21 protein-coding genes are annotated in these 20,601 nt (G+C 46.1%); 18 read left to right on the plus strand and 3 right to left on the minus strand.

Annotation, left to right across the window (positions count from 1 at the left end; translation table 11 throughout):
- The first annotated feature begins 25 nt into the window (after nucleotides 1-25).
- The 3 genes from FW758_RS00070 to oxyR all read left to right on the plus strand — a co-directional run bounded on the left by FW758_RS00070 (nucleotide 26) and on the right by oxyR (nucleotide 2,723).
- On the plus strand, nucleotides 26-955 hold the full coding sequence (locus FW758_RS00070) for a TIGR01212 family radical SAM protein (protein WP_259558737.1): 930 nt from the start codon (nucleotides 26-28) through the stop codon (nucleotides 953-955).
- Nucleotides 956-1,159: 204 nt separating this feature from the next.
- Nucleotides 1,160-1,525, plus strand: coding sequence for an Hpt domain-containing protein (locus tag FW758_RS00075; RefSeq protein WP_006080758.1), 366 nt, complete (start codon nucleotides 1,160-1,162; stop codon nucleotides 1,523-1,525).
- Nucleotides 1,526-1,811: 286 nt separating this feature from the next.
- Nucleotides 1,812-2,723 (plus strand): hydrogen peroxide-inducible genes transcriptional activator OxyR, encoded by a 912-nt coding sequence (gene oxyR / locus FW758_RS00080; protein WP_087486463.1) that lies wholly within the window; start codon nucleotides 1,812-1,814, stop codon nucleotides 2,721-2,723.
- A gap of 72 nt (nucleotides 2,724-2,795) precedes the next feature.
- Here oxyR and FW758_RS00085 read toward each other — a convergent pair whose 3' ends face one another.
- Both FW758_RS00085 and mutH read right to left on the minus strand, forming a co-directional pair.
- On the minus strand, nucleotides 2,796-3,863 hold the full coding sequence (locus tag FW758_RS00085) for an adenylate/guanylate cyclase domain-containing protein (RefSeq protein ID WP_006080760.1): 1,068 nt from the start codon (nucleotides 3,861-3,863) through the stop codon (nucleotides 2,796-2,798).
- A gap of 122 nt (nucleotides 3,864-3,985) precedes the next feature.
- Nucleotides 3,986-4,657, minus strand: coding sequence for a DNA mismatch repair endonuclease MutH (mutH, locus tag FW758_RS00090; RefSeq protein WP_107402370.1), 672 nt, complete (start codon nucleotides 4,655-4,657; stop codon nucleotides 3,986-3,988).
- Nucleotides 4,658-5,347: 690 nt separating this feature from the next.
- On the opposite strand from mutH, the gene rppH reads away from it, so the two are divergent.
- The 10 genes from rppH to FW758_RS00140 all read left to right on the plus strand — a co-directional run bounded on the left by rppH (nucleotide 5,348) and on the right by FW758_RS00140 (nucleotide 14,046).
- Nucleotides 5,348-5,872, plus strand: coding sequence for an RNA pyrophosphohydrolase (rppH, locus tag FW758_RS00095; RefSeq protein ID WP_006080762.1), 525 nt, complete (start codon nucleotides 5,348-5,350; stop codon nucleotides 5,870-5,872).
- Between the two features lie 23 nt (nucleotides 5,873-5,895).
- Entirely contained in the window at nucleotides 5,896-8,130 is a 2,235-nt protein-coding gene (gene ptsP, locus FW758_RS00100; protein ID WP_261271900.1) for a phosphoenolpyruvate--protein phosphotransferase, read from the plus strand.
- Between the two features lie 59 nt (nucleotides 8,131-8,189).
- Nucleotides 8,190-8,990 (plus strand): sulfite exporter TauE/SafE family protein, encoded by an 801-nt coding sequence (locus FW758_RS00105; RefSeq protein WP_006080764.1) that lies wholly within the window; start codon nucleotides 8,190-8,192, stop codon nucleotides 8,988-8,990.
- Between the two features lie 42 nt (nucleotides 8,991-9,032).
- On the plus strand, nucleotides 9,033-9,842 hold the full coding sequence (lgt, locus tag FW758_RS00110) for a prolipoprotein diacylglyceryl transferase (protein ID WP_446444323.1): 810 nt from the start codon (nucleotides 9,033-9,035) through the stop codon (nucleotides 9,840-9,842).
- Nucleotides 9,839-10,633, plus strand: coding sequence for a thymidylate synthase (thyA, locus tag FW758_RS00115; RefSeq protein ID WP_006085062.1), 795 nt, complete (start codon nucleotides 9,839-9,841; stop codon nucleotides 10,631-10,633). The genes lgt and thyA overlap by 4 nt, the downstream gene beginning before the upstream one ends.
- A 117-nt stretch (nucleotides 10,634-10,750) precedes the next feature.
- Complete coding sequence (gene nhaA, locus FW758_RS00120) at nucleotides 10,751-11,920, plus strand: Na+/H+ antiporter NhaA (RefSeq protein WP_006080767.1); 1,170 nt, start codon at nucleotides 10,751-10,753, stop codon at nucleotides 11,918-11,920.
- A 2-nt stretch (nucleotides 11,921-11,922) separates the two neighbouring features.
- Nucleotides 11,923-12,309, plus strand: a complete 387-nt coding sequence (locus FW758_RS00125; RefSeq protein ID WP_446444324.1) for a hypothetical protein — start codon at nucleotides 11,923-11,925, stop codon at nucleotides 12,307-12,309.
- Nucleotides 12,310-12,382: 73 nt separating this feature from the next.
- On the plus strand, nucleotides 12,383-13,291 hold the full coding sequence (nhaR, locus tag FW758_RS00130) for a transcriptional activator NhaR (RefSeq protein WP_006085064.1): 909 nt from the start codon (nucleotides 12,383-12,385) through the stop codon (nucleotides 13,289-13,291).
- A gap of 85 nt (nucleotides 13,292-13,376) precedes the next feature.
- A complete protein-coding gene (locus FW758_RS00135) occupies nucleotides 13,377-13,625 on the plus strand; it encodes an FAD assembly factor SdhE (protein WP_006080770.1) in 249 nt (82 codons plus the stop codon).
- Nucleotides 13,606-14,046, plus strand: coding sequence for a protein YgfX (locus tag FW758_RS00140; protein WP_446444325.1), 441 nt, complete (start codon nucleotides 13,606-13,608; stop codon nucleotides 14,044-14,046). The genes FW758_RS00135 and FW758_RS00140 overlap by 20 nt, the downstream gene beginning before the upstream one ends.
- A gap of 68 nt (nucleotides 14,047-14,114) precedes the next feature.
- Here FW758_RS00140 and nadB read toward each other — a convergent pair whose 3' ends face one another.
- Entirely contained in the window at nucleotides 14,115-15,728 is a 1,614-nt protein-coding gene (gene nadB, locus FW758_RS00145; RefSeq protein WP_006080772.1) for an L-aspartate oxidase, read from the minus strand.
- Between the two features lie 190 nt (nucleotides 15,729-15,918).
- Here nadB and rpoE point away from each other — a divergent pair, with 190 nt between their 5' ends.
- The 5 genes from rpoE (at nucleotide 15,919) to lepA (ending at nucleotide 20,551) form a co-directional block, all read left to right on the plus strand.
- Nucleotides 15,919-16,497 (plus strand): RNA polymerase sigma factor RpoE, encoded by a 579-nt coding sequence (rpoE, locus tag FW758_RS00150; protein WP_006080773.1) that lies wholly within the window; start codon nucleotides 15,919-15,921, stop codon nucleotides 16,495-16,497.
- A gap of 41 nt (nucleotides 16,498-16,538) precedes the next feature.
- A complete protein-coding gene (locus FW758_RS00155; protein ID WP_006080774.1) occupies nucleotides 16,539-17,165 on the plus strand; it encodes a sigma-E factor negative regulatory protein in 627 nt (208 codons plus the stop codon).
- Between the two features lie 12 nt (nucleotides 17,166-17,177).
- Nucleotides 17,178-18,110 carry a MucB/RseB C-terminal domain-containing protein gene (locus tag FW758_RS00160; RefSeq protein ID WP_006080775.1) on the plus strand — a complete coding sequence of 311 codons (933 nt, stop codon included), beginning with the start codon at nucleotides 17,178-17,180 and terminating at the stop codon, nucleotides 18,108-18,110.
- 10 nt (nucleotides 18,111-18,120) lie between these two features.
- Nucleotides 18,121-18,594, plus strand: coding sequence for a SoxR reducing system RseC family protein (locus FW758_RS00165; protein ID WP_107402366.1), 474 nt, complete (start codon nucleotides 18,121-18,123; stop codon nucleotides 18,592-18,594).
- Nucleotides 18,595-18,760: 166 nt separating this feature from the next.
- Nucleotides 18,761-20,551, plus strand: coding sequence for a translation elongation factor 4 (gene lepA / locus FW758_RS00170; protein ID WP_006080777.1), 1,791 nt, complete (start codon nucleotides 18,761-18,763; stop codon nucleotides 20,549-20,551).
- The last annotated feature ends 50 nt before the right edge of the window (nucleotides 20,552-20,601 follow it).

A 20,601-nucleotide genomic window follows, 5' to 3' on the forward strand; every position in this document is an offset into this window, starting at 1 on the left:
GATATGAAATTTGGTGGGTGCTCTGATGGGGCTTGATGCATATGTGAACACCTTTGGTGCCGTTTGCAAGGCGCGATATGGTACGCGACTGCGAAAACTCACCATAGATGCCAAGTTTACTTGCCCCAACCGTGATGGCACCTTGGGGCGTGGAGGTTGTACTTTCTGCAATGTGGCGTCATTTAGCCACCAAACTGCTGATGTGCTGAGTATTACCGAGCAGCTCGAACAGGGTAAGAGTCGTTATCGTGAGGCGAAACCTCAGGCGCAAGCCGATAAATTTATAGCGTATTTTCAGGCTTACACTAGCACTTATGATGAGTATCAGGTGTTAATGGCTAAGTATGATGAAGCCGTAAAAGATGGCGAGATAGTGGGTTTGTGTGTAGGAACTCGCCCCGATTGTGTGCCAGATAATGTACTGGATTTACTGGCAAGTTATCAGGCAAACGGTGTTGATGTGTGGTTAGAACTTGGGTTGCAAACCGCTAAAGATGAAACGCTGCGCAAGATCAATCGCGGCCATGATTTCGCCTGTTATTGTGACACAGTATCTAGGGCGAGAGCTCGCGGTCTTAAGGTGTGTACTCATCTTATTCTTGGCTTACCCGATGAAACCCATAGCGATTATATGGCGACCTTAGCCGCGGTATTGCAGCAGGGCGTTGATGGCTTGAAGCTGCATCCTTTGCATGTCGTCGAAGGTAGCACTATGGCCAAGGCGTGGCGAAGTGGGCGCTTACCTTTACTGAGTCTTGAAGATTATGCTCGCAGTGTAGGCGAGATGATCCGCCATACCCCCGCGGAAGTGATTTTCCACCGCGTCACCGCTTATGCAAAAAAACCTATGCTATTAGCACCAGATTGGTGTGCCTATCGATGGGATGGATTGGTGGCAATTGTGGATAATTTACAGCTTTATGGTGGACAAGGGCACGTATTAGCGCAACGATAGAGGCAAGTTAGTGGGATACATTTCCTCCTTAAATGCTATGTCGTCGCTATTATTTTGTAAGTGTTTACTTACGACTATTAGTTTGTTTTTTGTTAATTTTAATCTGAATTTGACCATGGATATCGCTATAAGTTGCACAGACAATTTTAGTGGGTATCATGTGATAAATTCGTTTTAAGCATTGGACCACTTAAGGGAGGCCTCATGGCCACAGTTGAATTAGAAGTAATCCTAGATCTCAATACTCTCGAACAGTACTGTAGCGCCATTGGTGCCGGTACTTTACTAAAGAGTGTGGTGTTATTTGAGCAGTTAATGCCTGAATATGTAGGAAATCTAGTGAAGGCTAACGACGCTGCAGATAGAGATACCTTATGTTCAGAAGCGCATAAATTTAAAGGTGCCGCAGGTTCGGTAGGTTTAAAACGCATTCAGCAAATCGCCCAGTTATTACAACATGGTGAAGAGCCTCGATGGGATGCTGAACACGGCGCTTGGGTTGCTGAGATCGTCGAACATGCGAGTGCGGATCTACAACAGTTAAAGTTATTCCTCCAAGCTAAAGCATAAGATATCGATACGCTAAGGCGCAGCAATAACATCTGTTGTTGCGCCCGATTGAGTGAATGATTGCGTTAGATATTGCGTTAGTTTGACGGCTGAGTTTGTTGCCTTTTACGTTTCCCCGCGAGTGCTTTTCTCCTCTTTATTTGTTACTCCCACTTAAGTTTTACAGCTAATCGGTTGAATATCGATTCGGCTCACACTCTTGAAATCTAATGCCGCGTTATTGGCTTTCAGTTATGCTAGAGTAGATTTAATTTCTTAATTCATAACCTTAATGGCAATCGAAAAAATGAAAAGTTTACCTAGCTTAAAAAACTTATTCTATTTGGTGAATCTCCATCAAGAGCAGAATTTTAACCGCGCGGCTAAGGTGTGTTTTGTCAGCCAATCGACGCTTTCGAGTGGGATCCAAAACTTAGAAGAGCAGTTAGGGCATCAGTTGATTGAGCGAGACCATAAGTCGTTTATGTTTACCGCTATTGGTGAAGAAGTGGTGCAGCGCGCCCGTAAAATTCTCACCGATGTGGATGATTTGGTTGAATTGGTGAAAAACCAAGGCGAGCCGATGACAGGCGATATACGTTTAGGGTGTATTCCTACGATTGCGCCTTTCCTATTGAGCCGTGTTATTCGTCAATGCCAGCAATCTTATCCAGCGATGAGTTTATTACTGAAAGAAGATACCACTGAGCGTTTGCTGGATGCCTTAGGTAAGGGTGAGCTGGATTTATTGATCCTTGCTTTGCCTGTGGATACCAGCGGTTATCACAGTATGAAAGTGGGTAAAGATCCATTCAAAATGGTGATCCATAAGGATTTAGCCGGAGAAATCCATCAGCCGATCGATTACCAAGCCTTACCAGACGAGAGTATTTTCCTGCTGCAAAGCGAGCATTGCATTACGGGGCATGCCATCACTGCCTGTCAGCTTGGGGATAGCGCGAAAGTGAATCCGTTTGCTGCCACCAGTTTGCATACCTTAGTGCAGATGGTGAACAGTAAGCTGGGCACCACATTCCTGCCGCAAATGGCAATCGATGCGGGTATTTTGAATGACACTGATTTGGTGGTGATGACGCCGCCGGGTGAAGCGCCTTACCGTGATATCGGCCTTGTCTGGCGTCAAACGACCAGTCGGATTTTAACCTTCCGCACCTTAGGTTTAATGATCCAAAAGTTATTAACGAAAGAAGAACAATAAGCTTGCTGCAACAGCACAAAGTGTCACTGCAAAAAGTGTTAATGCAACTCAACGCTTAAATATGATGAGAAATTAGAGTGGGGAAACGCCAAACACTTCGATGGAGTGTTGTTTCCCTTTGAGTTTGACTGGGCCTAGATTCGATAGGTGATATTGCGTGTTGGGATTATCTAAACGTCCCGCGAGTGCGCCCGAGATCAACATGCGTTGCCCTAAGGGATTACACTGATCTTGTAGTCTCGCTAGCGTATTGAGTACATCACTAAAGAAGCTAATCTCTTGTTTCTGCACGCCAACAACCGCTGCTACGACTTGGCCACAATGGGCCGCCGCTTTAAACTTAGGCACAAAGCCATAGTGTTCTTCAAAGTAACGTCTTTGCCAATTAAGTTGCTGACTAAATTCAAAATAGATATTCATGCAGCGGTCGTGGACTATCCCTTCTTCTAAAGGCCAGTGGATCAACACGGCATCGCCCATATAGCGATAAATCTCGGCTTCGTTGTTGGTCACAGTATCCGACAGCAAACTAAAGCTATCTTGGATCAAGCGACTAAAACGGTAATCCCCAAGTGATTCGGCGTGTGTGGTCGAGGCGACCATGTCTAAGTAAAGGAATAATCGCTGCTCGTACCTTGGCTTATGGTATTTACCGAGGCCAATGTTGAGCAGAATACGTGGGCCGACTAACAGCGCCATTTGCTCGACGAAGGCTAAACTGACCCGCACGACCACCAGATAGACGATTAATGCTTGGAATGAAGGACTGTAGAGAATGTGCGCCGTCAGCATTTGTCTTAGGGTCGACATGTGATTTTCGATGGCCCACATATTCAAAAATTGGGTCATGTAAGCTAATGTTGTCGCACCCAGTAATAAAAACAAGCCTTTAAAGATGACAGAAAACACATAGGGGAGGCGATTGATAGCACTGAAATCAGCAATAACGTTCGACATCCAATGCAGGCTGCCAAAAATTATCCCCATATAGATAGCAAGTGTCGCGAGATCAGCCGAACCTACCGCCCATTGGGGCAGTTCTGGTGATTGGGCATATCGAAAAAACACGAATGCAGCCATGGCAATCGCCCAAGCTAAAATCGCAAAAAGGAGTTTTTTCGCTTGTCTACGTGCTCTCACTGCGTGATGGGTATCCGAATACGGCTGTGATTTCAGAATGCCGTAGTTTATAGAAAAGAGTCACCTTAGTGCCAGTGAAATTTGTGATCTGGATCAATCTAAGTCTATATCGTCACTAAATATTAACCAAAAACCTTATTAAGTATCATGGCGGTGAAACTGGTCTTTAAATAAAAACCCCTAGGGTTGGTCATTTTGAGGCTGCCATCTTCGGCAATGCTTTGCGTTAATGCTTTACTGTTGGCGGCTTTGGGACGTAATTGCAGTACTTCGCCGTGGCGTGCGGTGAGTTTTTCGACTTTGCCGAGGGCGATAAGCTCCATGATCTCTTCCCAATCCTGTTGCAGTAATTGCAACTCCTGTGGATCAGGCTCCCACAATATCGGGGTGCCAATACGGCGCTCTCCCACAGGAATATGCCGCTCACCTTCAACGGGTACCCAAAGGACGCGCTGTAACTTATGGCAGACTAAGCTGTTTTGCCAGGTTAACCCTTGGATATTCGACAGCGGCGCCACACAGACATAAGTGGTCTCCAATGGTCGTCCCTGTGAATCGATGGGGATAGTTTTAAGCTCAACACCTAAATGCAGAAAATCTTGCTCGGGTTTCGACCCCGCCGTCGCGCCCAGTTCCATTTCGATTAATTGGCCGACCCAGCCTTTATCCCGCTTAAGATCCTTGGGGACACTTAGGCCTCTTTGGGCGGCAATTTGCGCCAAACTCACGCCAGCCATCATATGGGCGCGTTCGAGTAGCTCAGGGAGATTTTCGGGGGGAATAATTCGATTCATGGCTGGATTTTACTTAAAAATAACCGTTTAGCAATGGTGGTTAAAAAATAAGCTGTGCAATTTGAGTAAACTTGTACCGAATGTTTTTATTCTAAGTAACTGATTTTAAATTTCATATCCGAGTTACCCCCCGTTTTGCAAAAAAGTGTTCAAAGTTACTCTCTGCTTTCCCTTGCGTTCCCCACATACTTATCCACAGATATTATGGATAACTCAGTAAAATGCGTCCCTTAACCTAATGAAAACCCTAAGTCAATGCGAATAAAGGGCATTTATTCCGGCTTTTGTGGACAGTTGTGGACACTATTTGTGTATAAAGTTGAGTAATATCGTGAGAACCATAGAAATAGCTCTGGCTGGTTAAATAATGAGCTTTATTGCTTTTTTTGCCATTAATAAATTATAGTTATCATTCAAGTTATTGAATTTGTTTTAGATAAATTTTTAACTCTAAATTAATCAAATGGCGCTAAATAGATGTTTTTTGAGCGTTATAACAAGTTTACCTGAGTTTCAAACAGAGATATCCACAGAAAATGTGGATATCCCCGCATTTCATCCCCTAGCTTTGTTGATAAATGTCTTTTAAGTGTGATTTTATCCAAGACCTAGGGTGAAATAGAGGTTTGCTGAGAGACTAGCTTTATGAAACAATCAGTTTATTAAAATTTAATGTGATTTGGAGTCCATGTGATTGATAGCGACGGCTTTCGCGCAAATGTGGGCATTATAATTTGTAACAGATATGGCCAAGTCATGTGGGCCAGACGCTTCGGTCAACACTCATGGCAATTTCCTCAAGGTGGTGTCGATGATGGCGAGACAGCAGAAGAGGCAATGTACCGTGAGTTATATGAAGAAGTGGGCCTAAGACCCGAACACGTGCATATCCTAACCTCGACCCGTTCTTGGTTACGCTATCGTTTGCCAAAGCGTTTAGTCAGACAAGACAGTAAACCTGTGTGTATTGGGCAAAAACAAAAGTGGTTTCTGTTACAACTGAAAAGCCAAGATAGTGCGATTAATTTAAGTTCCTCTGGGCATCCTGAATTTGACGATTGGCGCTGGGTAAGTTATTGGTATCCTGTGCGGCAAGTCGTGTCATTTAAGCGTGATGTTTATCGTAAGGTGATGAAAGAGTTTGCGGTAACGGCATTGTCATTCCAGACCCTAGAAATACCTAGGAAGCGGGGAAGACAAAAAACAACGGGCTGATTTTCAAAAGAGGATTGAAAACAGTGTTAAATACGCTTAGGGATATTACTCAGGCTGTGGCATCTGCCCACAGTTTGGAAACCGCATTAGAAGTCTTAGTCTCATCGACTAAAGCGGCGATGGAAACCCAATGTTGCTCCATCTATATCCTAGAAGAGCAAGAGCTGGTGTTATCTGCAACCGACGGTCTTGAAAAAAGCGCCGTTGGTCGGGTACGTATGCCGCTGACTGAAGGTTTAGTGGGACTCGCTGCCCAGCGAGAAGAGGCGGTTAACTTAGCGGATGCACGGCTTCATCCTCGATTCAAACTTTTCCCTGAAGTCGCCGAAGAAGAATACCGCGCCTTTCTAGCCGTACCTATCATCTACCAGAAAGCCGTGGTCGGGGTGATAGTGGTTCAGCAGGCGAGTGCGCGCCAATTCAGTGAAGGCGAAGAAGCCTTCCTGATGACGCTCGCCGCCCAGTTAGCGATGGCGGTGCGCGGCTTAAAACAAAAAGCCCAAGTCAGTTCCCATCATCAACAAATTCTATTTCAAGGTACGTCGGCGTCAAACGGTATTGCCATTGCGTATGCCTTTGTGCTCGGTGGAGAAATCCCCCTTGAGCAGCCCGACGTGCGCTCTGACGATATTACCTATGAATCGAGCCGTTTAACGACGGCTATGGTGCGTTGTAAAGAAGCGATTGGCGCTTTGTCTCAGCGGTTTGACCGCGAGCAAGATGACGAAGTCGTCTCTATTTTCAATGCATTACAGCTATTACTTGATGACGCCAGTTTAGGCGGAGAGTATGCCCGCGAGGTGCAATTAGGTTGGGCCGCTGAATCGGCGGTGAGCCGAGTGTCCTTGCGTTATATTCAGCAATTTTTGGCGATGGAAGATCCTTATCTTAAGGAGCGGGCAAGCGATATCCGCGACTTAGGCCAAAAAGTATTGCGCCAGCTGATTGAACCAGAGCGTTTAGAGCTTGAACCCGATAAACCTGTCATTTTAATTACCCGCGAAGCCGATGCGACTATGCTGGCTGAGTTCCCAAGGCAGAAACTTGCGGGGATTGTCACTGAGCTTGGCGGCGTAAACTCCCATGCCGCTATTTTAGCCCGCGCCTTAGGTGTGCCGGCCATTACCGGTGTAGAACAACTGTTATCCGCCAATATTGATCAAAAACTCTTAGTGGTGAACGCCAGCCGTGGCCAGCTATTGGTGTCGCCATCACCGGCGATTGTTGGTGAGTATCGCAGCTTAATTTCGGCGCAAAAAGCGCTGCAACGCCAGTATGCTCAAGAATTAGCACTGCCTTCTGTGACCTTAGATGGCTCACGTATTCGTTTGTATTTAAATGCGGGATTACTCAGCGGCGTGGCTTCTGAAATTGCCGAAGGTGCCGACGGGATTGGACTATATCGCACCGAAATCCCTTTTATGCTGCAACAACGTTTCCCGAGTGAATCTGAGCAAGTGAAAGTGTATCAACAGGTCTTGTCGGCGGCCTCTGGTCGACCTGTGGTGATGCGCACTTTGGATGTTGGCGGTGATAAACCTTTGCCGTATTTCCCGATTAAAGAAGACAATCCTTTCCTCGGTTGGCGTGGGATCCGTTTGTCGCTGGATCATCCTGAGCTATTTTTGGTACAGTTACGGGCCATGTTGCAGGCGGGTGGCGATGGTAAGCAATTAAGTATTTTACTGCCCATGGTCAGTAACTTAGATGAAATCGATCAATCCTTAGAATATCTGCAGCAAGCCTATGTCGAACTTAAAAACGATGTAAACAGCAACATAGTGATGCCACGCATCGGCATTATGCTTGAAGTGCCGGCTATGTTGTATCAATTGGATGATGTGGCAAAACGGGTGGATTTTGTCTCCGTTGGCAGTAATGACTTAACCCAGTATTTGCTTGCGGTTGACCGTAATAATCCGCGGGTGAGCTCGTTATTTGACAGTTATCATCCGGGAATACTGCGGGCTTTGCATCAGGCTCACTTAGATTGTCGATATCATAAGCTTGATATCAGTATTTGTGGCGAGTTAGCGGGCGAGCCTATGGGCGCCATTTTGTTGGTGGCCATGGGATACGATCAATTGAGTATGAATCAGGGTAGTTTAGCGCGGATCAATTATCTATTGCGCCGTGTCGCGCGGGCCGATTTGGATCAATTGCTTGCTCAAGCCTTGAGCCTATCAAACGGCTTCCAAGTGCGCGAGCTGGTTAAAGAATATTTGAACCAGCAAGGTCTCTCAACAATTCTTAATTAACTAATGTCGTCTTTTGCTTTAAGCTAAGGCCCTCAATTTATCACGCTGTAGGTACTCGTGTGGATAGTTTGTTGTCGGTGTTTTTTATTTGCTTAGCATTAGGCGCATTTGTCGGCTTTATGGCAGGGTTATTAGGTATCGGTGGCGGTTTGATTGTAGTGCCTGCACTGCTTTATATTCTGCCCTCGGTCGGTATTAGTTCTGCACAGTTACCCCATATTGCGATTGCGACTTCGCTGGCGGCCATTATTCTCACTTCTATCTCATCGACGCGAGCGCACCATAAGCGTGGAAACATTCCTTGGGATTTATTCAAGACGATGTTGCCTGGGATTATTCTTGGGGCATTAACCTCTGGTTTTATTGCCGAACGTATCTCCGCTGCCGCTTTGCAGCAGGGCTTTGCGATATTTGTGGTGTTGATGTCAATTCAGATGGCGTATCCCTTTAAAGCTGAATCGAATCGTGAGCTACCCAGCGCGCCGATATTATTTGTTGTGGCGGCGTTAGTTGCGATGATCGCAGGACTGATGGGTATCGGCGGCGGGGTATTGTTAGTGCCGTTTTTAACCTTCTTTGGTCTGCAGATGCGTTACGCCGTTGGGTTTTCGGCGGCGACGGGCTTGTTGATCTCCCTATCGGGCAGTTTAGGTTATATCATCGCGGGCTTTAATGCGCCCGAGTTACCTTATGGCACCTTAGGTTTTATCTATTTACCCGCCTTGTTTGGTTTAGTGATCACTTCTGTCTTGATGGCGCCTGTGGGCGTAAAAGCGGCGAGCACTTGGCCAACATCGGTACTTAAAAAGATATTTGCACTGTTACTTCTGTGTGTCGGCCTTAAGTTAATTCTGACCTAGTTTTTATATTTACCTCTGTTTGAGGCTGCTAATGGATGTGTTATGGCGTTGAGTTTCCCCAATATCGATCCCGTGATCGTATCATTTGGACCGTTTAATCTGTTTGGACAAAGCTTTGAACCTGCGCTGCGTTGGTATGGTTTTACCTATTTAGTCGGATTTGTCGCGGCAATGTGGTTGTTGAACCGTCAAGCCGACCGCTCCAATGGAGTATGGTCGCGGGAGCAAGTTTCAGATTTACTCTTTTATGGTTTTCTTGGGGTGATATTGGGCGGGCGTGTCGGTTATGTGCTTTTTTATCATTTCGATTATTTCCTCGCCAGCCCTATGTATTTGTTTAAAATCTCAGAAGGCGGCATGTCCTTCCACGGCGGTTTGATGGGCGTAATTACGGCGATGATTTATATCGCCTGGAAACAAAAGCGCACCTTCTTTGCGGTCGCCGATATGGTGGCACCTGTGGTGCCTATCGGTTTAGGCGCAGGGCGTATTGGTAACTTTATTAATGGTGAACTCTGGGGCCGAACCACAGACGTGCCATGGGGTATGGTGTTTCCAACAGGAGGACCCGATCCGCGTCATCCTTCTCAGTTGTACCAATTTGCACTTGAAGGTGTGGCGCTATTCCTATTACTTTACTGGTTTAGTAAACGTACCGATAAAGTCGGTGCCGTCTCTGGTATGTTCTTAGTCGGTTACGGTATTTTCCGTATTATGGTTGAAACGGTGAGACAACCCGATGCACAGTTGGGACTCTACTGGGGATTGATGACCATGGGGCAGATACTGTCTATCCCTATGGTGTTAATCGGTTTGTACTTGATTTTTCGTAAGCAAGGTAAGCAGCAATGAAACAGTATTTAGACTTAATGAAGCACATCTTAGCCGAAGGTGTGGATAAATCGGATCGCACAGGTACGGGGACTCGCTCAGTATTTGGCTATCAAATGCGCTTCGATTTGAGCAAAGGCTTTCCTTTGGTAAGCACCAAGAAATGCCACATGCGCTCTATCATCCACGAATTGCTGTGGTTCCTGAAGGGTGAAACTAACGTTGCCTATTTACGCGAAAACAAGGTCAGCATTTGGGATGAATGGGCCGATGATAATGGCGATTTAGGACCGGTTTATGGTGCCCAGTGGCGCAGCTGGCCAACCCAAAGTGGCGATGCTATCGATCAGATTTCACAAGTAATTGCCCAGATAAAATCTCAGCCTGACTCTCGCCGCCTTATCGTTTCTGCGTGGAACGTGGGCGAGCTGGATAAAATGGCCTTGGCGCCGTGCCATGCGTTTTTCCAGTTCTATGTGGCTGATGGCAAATTATCTTGTCAGCTGTATCAGCGCAGCTGTGATGTGTTTCTAGGTTTGCCATTTAACATCGCCAGTTATGCTTTGTTAACTATGATGGTGGCCCAGCAATGTGACTTGGCCTTAGGTGATTTTGTGTGGACGGGGGGTGATACCCATTTATATTCAAACCATATGGAGCAAACGGCATTGCAGTTAAGTCGTGAGCCAATGCCATTGCCGACCATGACGATTTTACGTAGACCTGAATCAATTTTTGATTATCAATTCGATGATTTTGAGCTAACAAACTACGCTCCACATCCCCATATCAAAGCACCTGTCGCCGTGTAACGTGCATTTTTTCGACCAATACCTCGGAATAACCGAGGTGTTAGGTCGAAACTTACGATTATATTTGTTGTTACAATTCGTCTACACTCAATTCATTATGATTTTTAGGAGTGCACGATGGAAAAAGCAATTAGAAATTTTCTGAGCCAAGAATCGGCTGGCGGTATCCTATTATTGGTTGCTGTTGCCTTAGCTATGCTGATGGCCAATTCCCCTTTATCTGGACTTTATCAAGGCTTTTTAGGCACTGACGTACAAGTTAAAATTGGCGAGCTCGATATTCATAAGCCGTTAATTCTGTGGATCAACGATGGCCTGATGGCCGTATTCTTTTTGCTTATTGGTTTAGAAGTTAAACGTGAGTTACTCGAAGGCGCCTTATCGAGTGTAGCTCAAGCCTCTCTGCCTACCTTTGCAGCCATTGGCGGCATGTTAGTCCCTGCTGGGGTGTACTTACTGTTTAACTATGGCGATCCGGTCACACAAGCGGGCTGGGCGATTCCTGCCGCGACGGATATTGCGTTTGCTTTAGGTATTATGGCGCTGCTTGGGAGCCGCGTTCCCGTTTCACTGAAAGTCTTCTTACTTGCTTTAGCGATTATCGATGACTTAGGTGTCATAGTGATTATCGCGCTGTTTTACAGCACCGACCTATCAACCATCAGTTTAGTGATTGCCAGTTTAGCAATTGCGGGCTTGGTTGGGTTAAACCGCAAAGGGGTTACCTCACTTTTACCCTATGGCATCTTAGGATTAATCCTTTGGGTCGCCGTACTTAAGTCTGGAGTGCATGCGACTCTGGCTGGCGTCATCATCGCTTTCTGCATTCCATTACGGGCAAAGGATGGCAGCTCACCTTCAGAAGGCTTAGAGCACAGTTTGCACCCTTGGAGCACCTTCTTCATTCTGCCAGTGTTCGCTTTCGCCAATGCGGGTGTTTATGTCGGCAATATGAATTTGGAGACGTTAATTTCTCCGGTACCTGTCGGTATTGCACTGGGCCTGATGTTAGGTAAGCCCATTGGTGTGATGGTGTTTAGCTATATTGCGGTGAAACTTAAATTGGCTCAGTTACCCGATGGCGTAGGTTGGAAGCAAATTGCCCCAGTCGCGGCCATGTGCGGTATTGGTTTTACTATGTCTATGTTTATTGCGTCGTTAGCCTTTGAACATGCAGACCCTATGTACGGTGACTTAGCACGCCTAGGAACCTTAATCGGTTCGATTATGGCGGCGTTAGTCGGGTATTTCTGGTTATCAAAAGTGTTACCTAATAAAGGAGTATAACTATGATAAAGTTGAAATTAATGGGAATAGCAACACTCTTATGTCTATCGACAACCGCGACGGCATCGCAAATATCGGCCTGTAATCAGGATGCGAACTCGAAGACCTGCCAAAGCTATCTTGAAGGGATAGTGGATGGCGCTCTGATGTTTAAATCTGATTCCTTAGGGGCGAGATTAGAAACCAATGGTTATGAATCAAGGGCGCTTAAATATCGCGGTGGTAAACGTTTCCAAGAGGCGAATCGGACCTATTGCGCTGAACGTATCCCTGAACGTCATGTTTTAGTGTCAGGTGTCACTGAAGCGGTAAGTCTGGGTAATGCGACTGATTTGGAGCAATTACAAGGCATAGTCACTAACTTGCTTGATTGCCAGCGTTTGCAATAAACTGATTTAAAACAATAGATTTATAATCCCTCTGCGCCTTGGGCGTATGAGGGACGATTCACACTGGATGAGCATGCTGCACTTGAATTACAACCACCTGTATTATTTTTGGATGATTAAGAAAAAGGGCTCGGTTGCTAAGGCGGCCGAAGCCCTCTGTTTAACGCCGCAAACGATAACGGGGCAAATTCGTGCCCTAGAAGACAGGTTGAATGGCAGTTTATTCAAGCGAGTAGGGCGGACACTGGAAGCAACTGAGCTAGGTGAGTTAGTATTTCGCTACGCCGATAAGATGTTTAGTCTTAGCTACGAAATGCTCGATTTACTTAACTATCAAAAAGATGATGCCATGCTTTTCGAAGTGGGTATCGCCGATGCTTTGTCTAAAGCCTTAGTCAGCCGTGTTTTGTTATCCGTCGTCCCCAATGACAGCTCTATGCATTTAGCCTGCTATGAGGCTACCCACGAAAGCCTGATGGCGCGTTTGCGTGAGCATAAACTGGATATGATCCTCTCCGATTGTGCTGGTGAATCACTGAAGTATCCCGAAATATTATCTAAAAAGTTGGGCGAGTGTGGTGTGAGTTTTTTCTCCGCTGATACTTATAGTGCTGATTTTCCCGCCTGTTTAGAGCAAGGCCAGCTATTAATCCCCGGCCGCAGAACCTCACTTGGACAGCAGTTATATCGCTGGTTTGACGAACAAAATCTTAAAGTCAGTATCTTGGGTGAGTTCGATGATGCGGCCATGATGAAGGCCTTTGGTTACCTTAAACGGGGGATTTTTGTCACGCCGTCGATTTATCGCCAAGAAGTGATTTCCCATGGGATGAATTTGCTCGGTGAAACCACGGATGTGAAAGAGGAATACCATGTGATGTTTGCCGAACGTATGATCCAACATCCTGCGGTAAAGCGCTTGTTGGACACAGATTTCAGCGATCTCTTTGCGGGACGCGATATGCAAGTCCAACAATGCTAATTTTGTGAGCCAATGTGAAGGGTTAATCGACACTTTAGTCACTGAACTGATAGACTAATGCCAAATCTGTGTTGGGAGAAATACCTTGGAATTAATGAACATAGCAAGGGTTCGCTGGGCATGTCGCCGCGGGATGCTGGAATTAGACGTTTTGTTTCAACCTTTTGTTGAAAATTTCTATCAAGAAATGTCCGATGAGGATAAAACCGTGTTTATCCGTTTGTTGGAATGTGAAGATCCAGAATTGTTTGCATGGTTTATGGGCCATGAAGTGTGCCCTGATGCTGAGCTTGCGCGCATGGTAGTGAAAGTCCGTGGAAGACCGGCACCATAGTTTTAGTGTAAAAGCCTCCTTCGACCAACGACTCTCGTTGGTCGTTTTTATTTGTGTCTGTTCTAGCTCATTTTTGCTCTGGCCTCAAAGCGACAATCTCGCCTTATCCCTGCTTAAATATCTGTTTATCCTGCTAGTTTGGGTTTTCTTGCTATCACAGATGTGGCGACTGCAGCATTGGCGTTTAGATTTTGTGCTTAGTGATAAAGGCGAGGGACGTTTGTCAACGGGTGAGCATTTTCAGGTATTAAAGCGAACTTGGGTGACCCCCTTTGTTTGCTTGATGTATATCGAAGTGGATACTCAGTTGCGGCTCTTGATGGTTTGGGCGGATATGCTAGACGATACTGACTATCGGCATTTATGTCGGCTGTTGCTGCGGGCTAAAATACAACAGACTAAACCACATACTGAGATTTAGTCTGTTTATCATTAAGTCACATAAGAACTTAAGTATATAAGAGCCTAAGCACATAAGAACTTAAGCGGTTACTTTTCTGGTAGTAAAATTGTTGGGCGCGGCGCGTCTAATTTCTCTGGGTGATCGATATTAAAATGCAGACCACGGCTTTCTTTACGTTCCATGGCACAGCGAATAATCAACTCGGCCACTTGCACTAAGTTACGTAATTCGAGCAAGTTATTGCTGACTCTGAAGTTACTGTAATACTCCTGAATTTCTTGCTGTAACATCAGGCAGCGGCGCAGTGCACGCTCCAGACGTTTATCCGAGCGCACAATCCCGACGTAGTCCCACATGAATAACCGCAGTTCGTGCCAGTTATGGGCGATGACTACTTCTTCGTCCGAGTTAGAGACTTTGCTTTCATCCCATGCGGGAATTTGTCCCGGCATTTGAATTTTATACAGCTGGCTCTCTATATCATGTGACGCCGCACGGGCAAACACTAAACATTCGAGTAGCGAGTTACTCGCCAGACGATTCGCACCATGTAGGCCGGTATAGGCCACTTCACCAATGGCATAGAGGCCATTGAGATCGGTTTGACCGTGCATATCTGTCATCACACCACCACAGGTATAGTGCGCGGCAGGGACCACAGGGATTGCATCTTTAGTGATATCAATTCCCAGCTCTAAGCAGCGGCTATAGATGGTCGGGAAATGCTTCATCACAAAGTCAGCATCTTTATGGCTGATATCCAGATACACACAATCGGCACCCAGACGTTTCATCTCATAGTCGATAGCGCGGGCAACAATGTCACGGGGGGCGAGTTCAGCGCGTTCATCAAAGTCCGGCATAAAACGGCTGCCGTCTGGACGACGCAGGTACGCACCTTCACCACGCAGGGCTTCAGTGAGTAAGAAGTTGCGCGCATCGGCATGGTACAAACATGTTGGATGGAATTGGTTGAACTCCATATTCGCCACGCGGCAACCTGCACGCCATGCCATGGCAATACCATCGCCGCTAGCAACATCGGGGTTTGAAGTATATTGATAAACCTTAGAGCTACCGCCTGTCGCTAACGCAACAAACTTGGCCTTAACGGTTTCGACGTGTTCTTCGTTGCGATTCCACACATAAGCGCCTAACACACGATTACCTGGGCGATTTAACTTACGGGTGGTGATGAGGTCGATGGCGTTATAGCGTTCTAAAACTTGAATATTGGGGTGGGCGAGTGCGCGTTCTTGCAGTGTCGTTTGCACTTCTTTGCCTGTGGCATCGGCAGCGTGCAGAATACGTCTGTGGCTATGGCCGCCTTCACGGGTTAAATGGTAAGGTGCGTCTTTTGCATTACCGTCAGTGGTTTCTTCTTTATCGAAGGCGACGCCACATTCGATAAGCCATTGCATCGCACTCTTAGCATTTTCAGCGGTAAAAGTGACGACGTCTTTGTCGCATAAACCCGCACCTGCGATTAATGTGTCTGCAACATGGGATTCGATAGTGTCACTTTCGTCGAAGACGGAGGCGATACCGCCCTGGGCGTAGTAAGTCGACCCTTCCGAGAGTGGGCCTTTTGAAAGCAGAATTACTTTTGCTTTTTCAGCAAGATGCAAAGCTAGTGTCAGACCTGCGGCACCGCTACCTATGACTAATATGTCAGATTGGTGTTCAACTACTTGTTTCATCGGGTATCATGATGTGACTGAAGAGTGCCAACTATGGTAAACCAACTCACGGATTATGGGTACTTTCCTTTTAACCTTACTTTTTTTGTATATTTTTTAGAACTTTTTCAAAGTACGCGAGTCTACATAAGTGAATATGATTCGAGCGACTGAGAAATCAGCATTTTAGATTTAGGAGAAGTCGGCTCGGATGAGTGGACAATTAAGTGATCAACAATTAGTTGAGCGCGTACAACAAGGTGATAAAAACGCTTTTAACCTGTTAGTGCTTAAATATCAAAGTAAAGTCATTAGCTTGATATCCCGTTATGTACGGAACCAAGCGGACGTTGCCGATGTCGCACAGGAAGCGTTTATCAAAGCTTATCGAGCTTTGCCAAACTTTCGCGGTGAAAGTGCATTTTATACTTGGTTGTACCGCATCGCAGTAAACACTGCGAAGAATTATCTCGTATCACAGGGGCGCAGAACGCCCGCTAATGATGTTGATGCAGAAGATGCCGAATATTATGAAGGCAGTGATGCGCTGAAGGAGTTCGCCTCCCCAGAACGGCTATTGTTATCGGAAGAAATCAAAAAAGTGATTTTCGATACCTTAGAAACGCTGCCAGAAGAATTACGAATGGCCATCTCGTTGCGTGAACTTGATGGTATGAGTTACGAAGACATTGCCATAGTCATGGATTGCCCCGTAGGGACCGTAAGATCGCGTATCTTCCGAGCTCGAGAGGCAATCGATAAAAAGCTCCAGCCGTTGCTGGAAGCCTAAATTCTTATTTTAAGAAACCCTTATATTTAGACAGGTGAAAAATGGATAAATTAGGTCAAGAATGGGTATCTGCCGCAGTCGATGGAGAGACTGATGCGCAGACCATGGCAGAGTTATCTGCTGATACACATTCACATGATAAATGGCATAACTATCATATGATAGGCGATGCCATGCGTGGCGAGTTGCCGCAGAATATTGTGTTAGATCTCTCTGCTAGCATTGCCGCCGCCATTGAGCTTGAGCCAGCGATAGTTGCGCCTAAGCATCATGCGTCTAAGGTTGCTGCACCTGTAACCCCGCAAATTGCCGCCAATGCGCAGCAAAACCGCGTCGTACCTTTGTTTAAGCAATTTGGCCAATATGCCATTGCTGCGACGGTTGCTATGTTTGCGATTGTCGGTGTGCAGAATTACAATCAGAGCGCCGATGATGCCGCGTCACCTTCGCCCGTATTGATTACCAGACCGCTGATTGGTAGCGCATCACCTGTGAGCCTACAAACGGGTCCAGTTCAACAGAATCAAGGTTATACCAATGATCAGGTGAACGAGCAGCGTCGCCGAATTAATACTTATATTCAAGATCATATGTTGCAACAACGATTGAATACCGGTGCGGTTGTAGAGGACAATACCGAGGTCGTACCCGTTCCGGTCAATCAATAACGAGGAGTTAGCTTGCGTCTAATCCTGTTGGCTTTATTAGCCTTGGTCTTTCCTGCGATGGCGCAGGAAGATATGCCTGCCAAAGTCTGGCTCGAGAAAATGAGTCAGGCCTTACGAGAGAAAGAGTTTAAAGCATCGATTATTCAACTTCAGGCCGATCATATTCGGCCTTTGGTTTACCTGCACGGTAAGGTGAATAATCAAGAAGTTGCCTTTCTAGAATACCTTAACGGTCCACCTAAAAATGCTGTGCGTGTCGGCAATCGTGTCACCTTTATTGAGCACGACGAGCCTGCATACAGTATTGTTTCTAATCATATCCAAGGTGTTTGGCCAGCCGCTTTTTCTGCCAATATGGCGGATTTAGAAGTGGGTTATCAGTTTGTGCTTGGTGGTCGCACCCGTATTGCTGGTCGTCCGGGGCAAATGATCCGCCTATTGCCCAATGATGAATTCCGTTATGGCTTTCAAATTTGGCTCGATATGGAAACCTATCTGCCGCTGCGATACGACATGCTGACTCAAGATAAGCAATTGCTTGAGCAGATCATGGTGATTGAACTCATCGAATTCAGCGAGCCGCCAGCCATTTTGCAAGAAGCCTATAAGCAAGAATGGCCTGCAGTTATCGATCAAGCCGAGCGCCAAGACGGTCAAAACTGGCAATTTGCTTGGTTACCCGCAGGTTTTACTGTGGTCGTGCGTGATCACCATAGATTGATTGGTAGCCATGAGGCGGTGGAATACATAGCACTAACTGATGGGCTAGCGAGTATCTCCGTTTATGTTGCGAGAGCAAGTACAAGTCCATTGCCTGAGGAGTTAATCACCCGTAATGGTTTGTCGTTAGTCTCAGAAAAAGTGGGTAATGCCGAAGTGGTTGCTGTGGGTAAAGTGCCGACAGAAACTCTAACACGCATTGCTAAAAGTCTGACGCTAGAATAGGACGCCGATTATGATGGAAGAAATTGCTCGAGTCGTCGCCAGTGATAGCAAAGGCTGGTTGACGGTTGAAGTCGAACTTAAGAGTACCTGCAAGAGCTGCAGTAACAGTGAGTCTTGCGGGACTTCTGCTGTGGCTCAGGCTTTTTCCTCGAAAACCCAGCAATTTTCGATTCAGAGTGAGCGCCGCTGCGAGGCGGGTGAGTTACTCAAATTAGGACTTCCCGAGAGCGTGATCCTCAAAGCTGCGGCATTAATCTATTTAATGCCGCTGTTTGGTTTGTTTGTTGGCGCGGCGTTAGGCCAATTTTTAGGCCAGTTGCTTGAGTTTAATCCTAACCTCGGTGCCATGGGCTTTGCGGCCGTTGGTGCCTTGCTTGCGTGGTCTTTTGGTAAGCAACAGGCCAAACGCTTAGAAGTCGATGCTCAACCTGTGATTTTGGCCTATTTGGGCATGAGCATCAATTTACAAGAATTAGCTCAATAATTTCAATGTGTTATTTTTCATCAAATAACAGCTAACTGCGGTTTTGGGCGTTGTTTTATCGGTCTGTCCTAAGTAGGAGTGAATGTGATTGGTATTGAAACCGCAATCAGGTACAATTTCGCTCCTTTGAACCGTATCCATTTTCAGTATTAGTCATTGCAGCATAATGAAACAAATTAGAAACTTCTCAATTATTGCCCATATCGACCATGGTAAATCGACGCTATCAGATCGTCTTATTCAGGTTTGTGGCGGTTTAACCGACCGTGAAATGGATGCTCAAGTTTTAGATTCTATGGATCTAGAACGTGAGCGTGGTATTACGATTAAGGCACAAAGTGTCACTTTGGATTACAAAGCCAAAGATGGCCTTGTCTATCAACTCAACTTTATTGATACCCCAGGTCACGTTGACTTCTCCTACGAGGTCTCGCGCTCATTAGCTGCCTGTGAAGGCGCTTTGCTGGTGGTTGATGCGGGTCAGGGCGTTGAAGCTCAGACACTGGCAAACTGTTACACCGCGCTGGATATGAATCTAGATGTGGTACCTATTTTAAACAAGATTGACTTACCACAAGCCGATCCAGAACGTGTTGCTGCCGAGATTGAAGATATCGTCGGTATCGATGCCATGGATGCTGTGCGTTGTTCGGCTAAAACCGGTGTCGGTGTCGACGAGGTTTTAGAAGTCATTGTTGCCAAAATTCCACCGCCAGAAGGCGATCCTAACGCACCATTGCAAGCCTTGATCATCGATTCTTGGTTTGATAACTACCTAGGCGTAGTGTCTTTAGTGCGAATTAAACACGGTAGCCTGAAAAAAGGTGACAAGTTTAAGGTAATGTCTACAGGACAAAACCACACTGCAGATCGCGTCGGTATTTTCACCCCAAAACAAACTGATAAAACCGAACTTAAAACCGGTGAAGTAGGCTTTGTGATTGCGGGTCTGAAAGAAATTCACGGCGCGCCCGTGGGCGATACATTAACTTTAGCCAAAAACGGTGCTGAAAAGCCGTTACCTGGCTTTAAGAAAGTGAAGCCACAGGTATACGCTGGCGTATTCCCGATTTCTACTGACGAATATGAAAACTTCCGTGATGCGCTGAATAAGCTCAGCCTGAACGATGCGTCATTATTCTTCGAACCAGAAAGTTCATCGGCACTCGGTTTTGGTTTCCGCATTGGCTATTTAGGCCTGCTGCACATGGAAATCGTACAAGAGCGTTTAGAGCGTGAATACAACCTAGAGTTGATCACTACAGCGCCAACCGTAGTGTACGAAGTCGTGATGACCAGCGGCGAAACGATTTACGTTGATAACCCGTCTGATCTACCAGCGATTAACAACATCGAAGAAATGCGTGAGCCGATTGTTGAGGCCAACATTTTAGTGCCAAAAGAATACTTAGGTAACGTGATTACCTTGTGTATTGAAAAACGTGGCACGCAAGTGAACATGGTTTACCACGGTAACCAAGTGGCTGTGACGTATCATCTGCCAATGGCGGAGGTGGTCATGGACTTCTTCGACCGTTTGAAATCCACTAGCCGTGGCTATGCGTCACTCGAATATAACTTTATTCGTTTCGATCCCGCTGACATGGTGCGTTTAGATATTCTCATCAATGGCGACAGAGTCGATGCCTTGGCTATGGTTATCCATAGATCCAACATTCGTCACCGTGGTTTAGCCTTAGTCGATAAGATGAAAGAGCTTATCCCGCGTCAGATGTTTGATATCGCGATTCAAGCGGCTGTGGGCAGTCAAATTATTGCCCGTTCAACCGTGAAAGCCCTGCGTAAAGACGTAACGGCTAAATGTTATGGCGGCGACGTTTCTCGTAAGAAAAAACTCTTAAATAAACAAAAAGAGGGTAAGAAACGGATGAAGCAAGTGGGTAACGTTGAGGTGCCACAGGAGGCATTCCTAGCGGTACTTAAGCTAAACGAGTAATCGTTAGCATAGAAATGACAATTTAGTTGACTATTGCGCCGCTGTTTGCG

It is taken from the genome of Shewanella sp. 1180_01, from assembly GCF_052850535.1.

Excerpts from the sequence above, each read along its gene's own strand:
- FW758_RS00070 (WP_259558737.1), top strand. The coding sequence starts at position 26 with ATGGGGCTTGATGCATATGTGAACACCTTTGGTGCCGTTTGCAAGGCG.
- FW758_RS00075 (WP_006080758.1), top strand. The coding sequence starts at position 1,160 with ATGGCCACAGTTGAATTAGAAGTAATCCTAGATCTCAATACTCTCGAA.
- oxyR (WP_087486463.1), top strand. The coding sequence starts at position 1,812 with ATGAAAAGTTTACCTAGCTTAAAAAACTTATTCTATTTGGTGAATCTC.
- mutH (WP_107402370.1), bottom strand. The coding sequence starts at position 4,657 with ATGAATCGAATTATTCCCCCCGAAAATCTCCCTGAGCTACTCGAACGC.
- lgt (WP_446444323.1), top strand. The coding sequence starts at position 9,033 with ATGGCGTTGAGTTTCCCCAATATCGATCCCGTGATCGTATCATTTGGA.
- thyA (WP_006085062.1), top strand. The coding sequence starts at position 9,839 with ATGAAACAGTATTTAGACTTAATGAAGCACATCTTAGCCGAAGGTGTG.
- nhaA (WP_006080767.1), top strand. The coding sequence starts at position 10,751 with ATGGAAAAAGCAATTAGAAATTTTCTGAGCCAAGAATCGGCTGGCGGT.
- FW758_RS00125 (WP_446444324.1), top strand. The coding sequence starts at position 11,923 with ATGATAAAGTTGAAATTAATGGGAATAGCAACACTCTTATGTCTATCG.
- nhaR (WP_006085064.1), top strand. The coding sequence starts at position 12,383 with ATGCTGCACTTGAATTACAACCACCTGTATTATTTTTGGATGATTAAG.
- nadB (WP_006080772.1), bottom strand. The coding sequence starts at position 15,728 with ATGAAACAAGTAGTTGAACACCAATCTGACATATTAGTCATAGGTAGC.
- rpoE (WP_006080773.1), top strand. The coding sequence starts at position 15,919 with ATGAGTGGACAATTAAGTGATCAACAATTAGTTGAGCGCGTACAACAA.
- FW758_RS00155 (WP_006080774.1), top strand. The coding sequence starts at position 16,539 with ATGGATAAATTAGGTCAAGAATGGGTATCTGCCGCAGTCGATGGAGAG.
- FW758_RS00165 (WP_107402366.1), top strand. The coding sequence starts at position 18,121 with ATGATGGAAGAAATTGCTCGAGTCGTCGCCAGTGATAGCAAAGGCTGG.
- lepA (WP_006080777.1), top strand. The coding sequence starts at position 18,761 with ATGAAACAAATTAGAAACTTCTCAATTATTGCCCATATCGACCATGGT.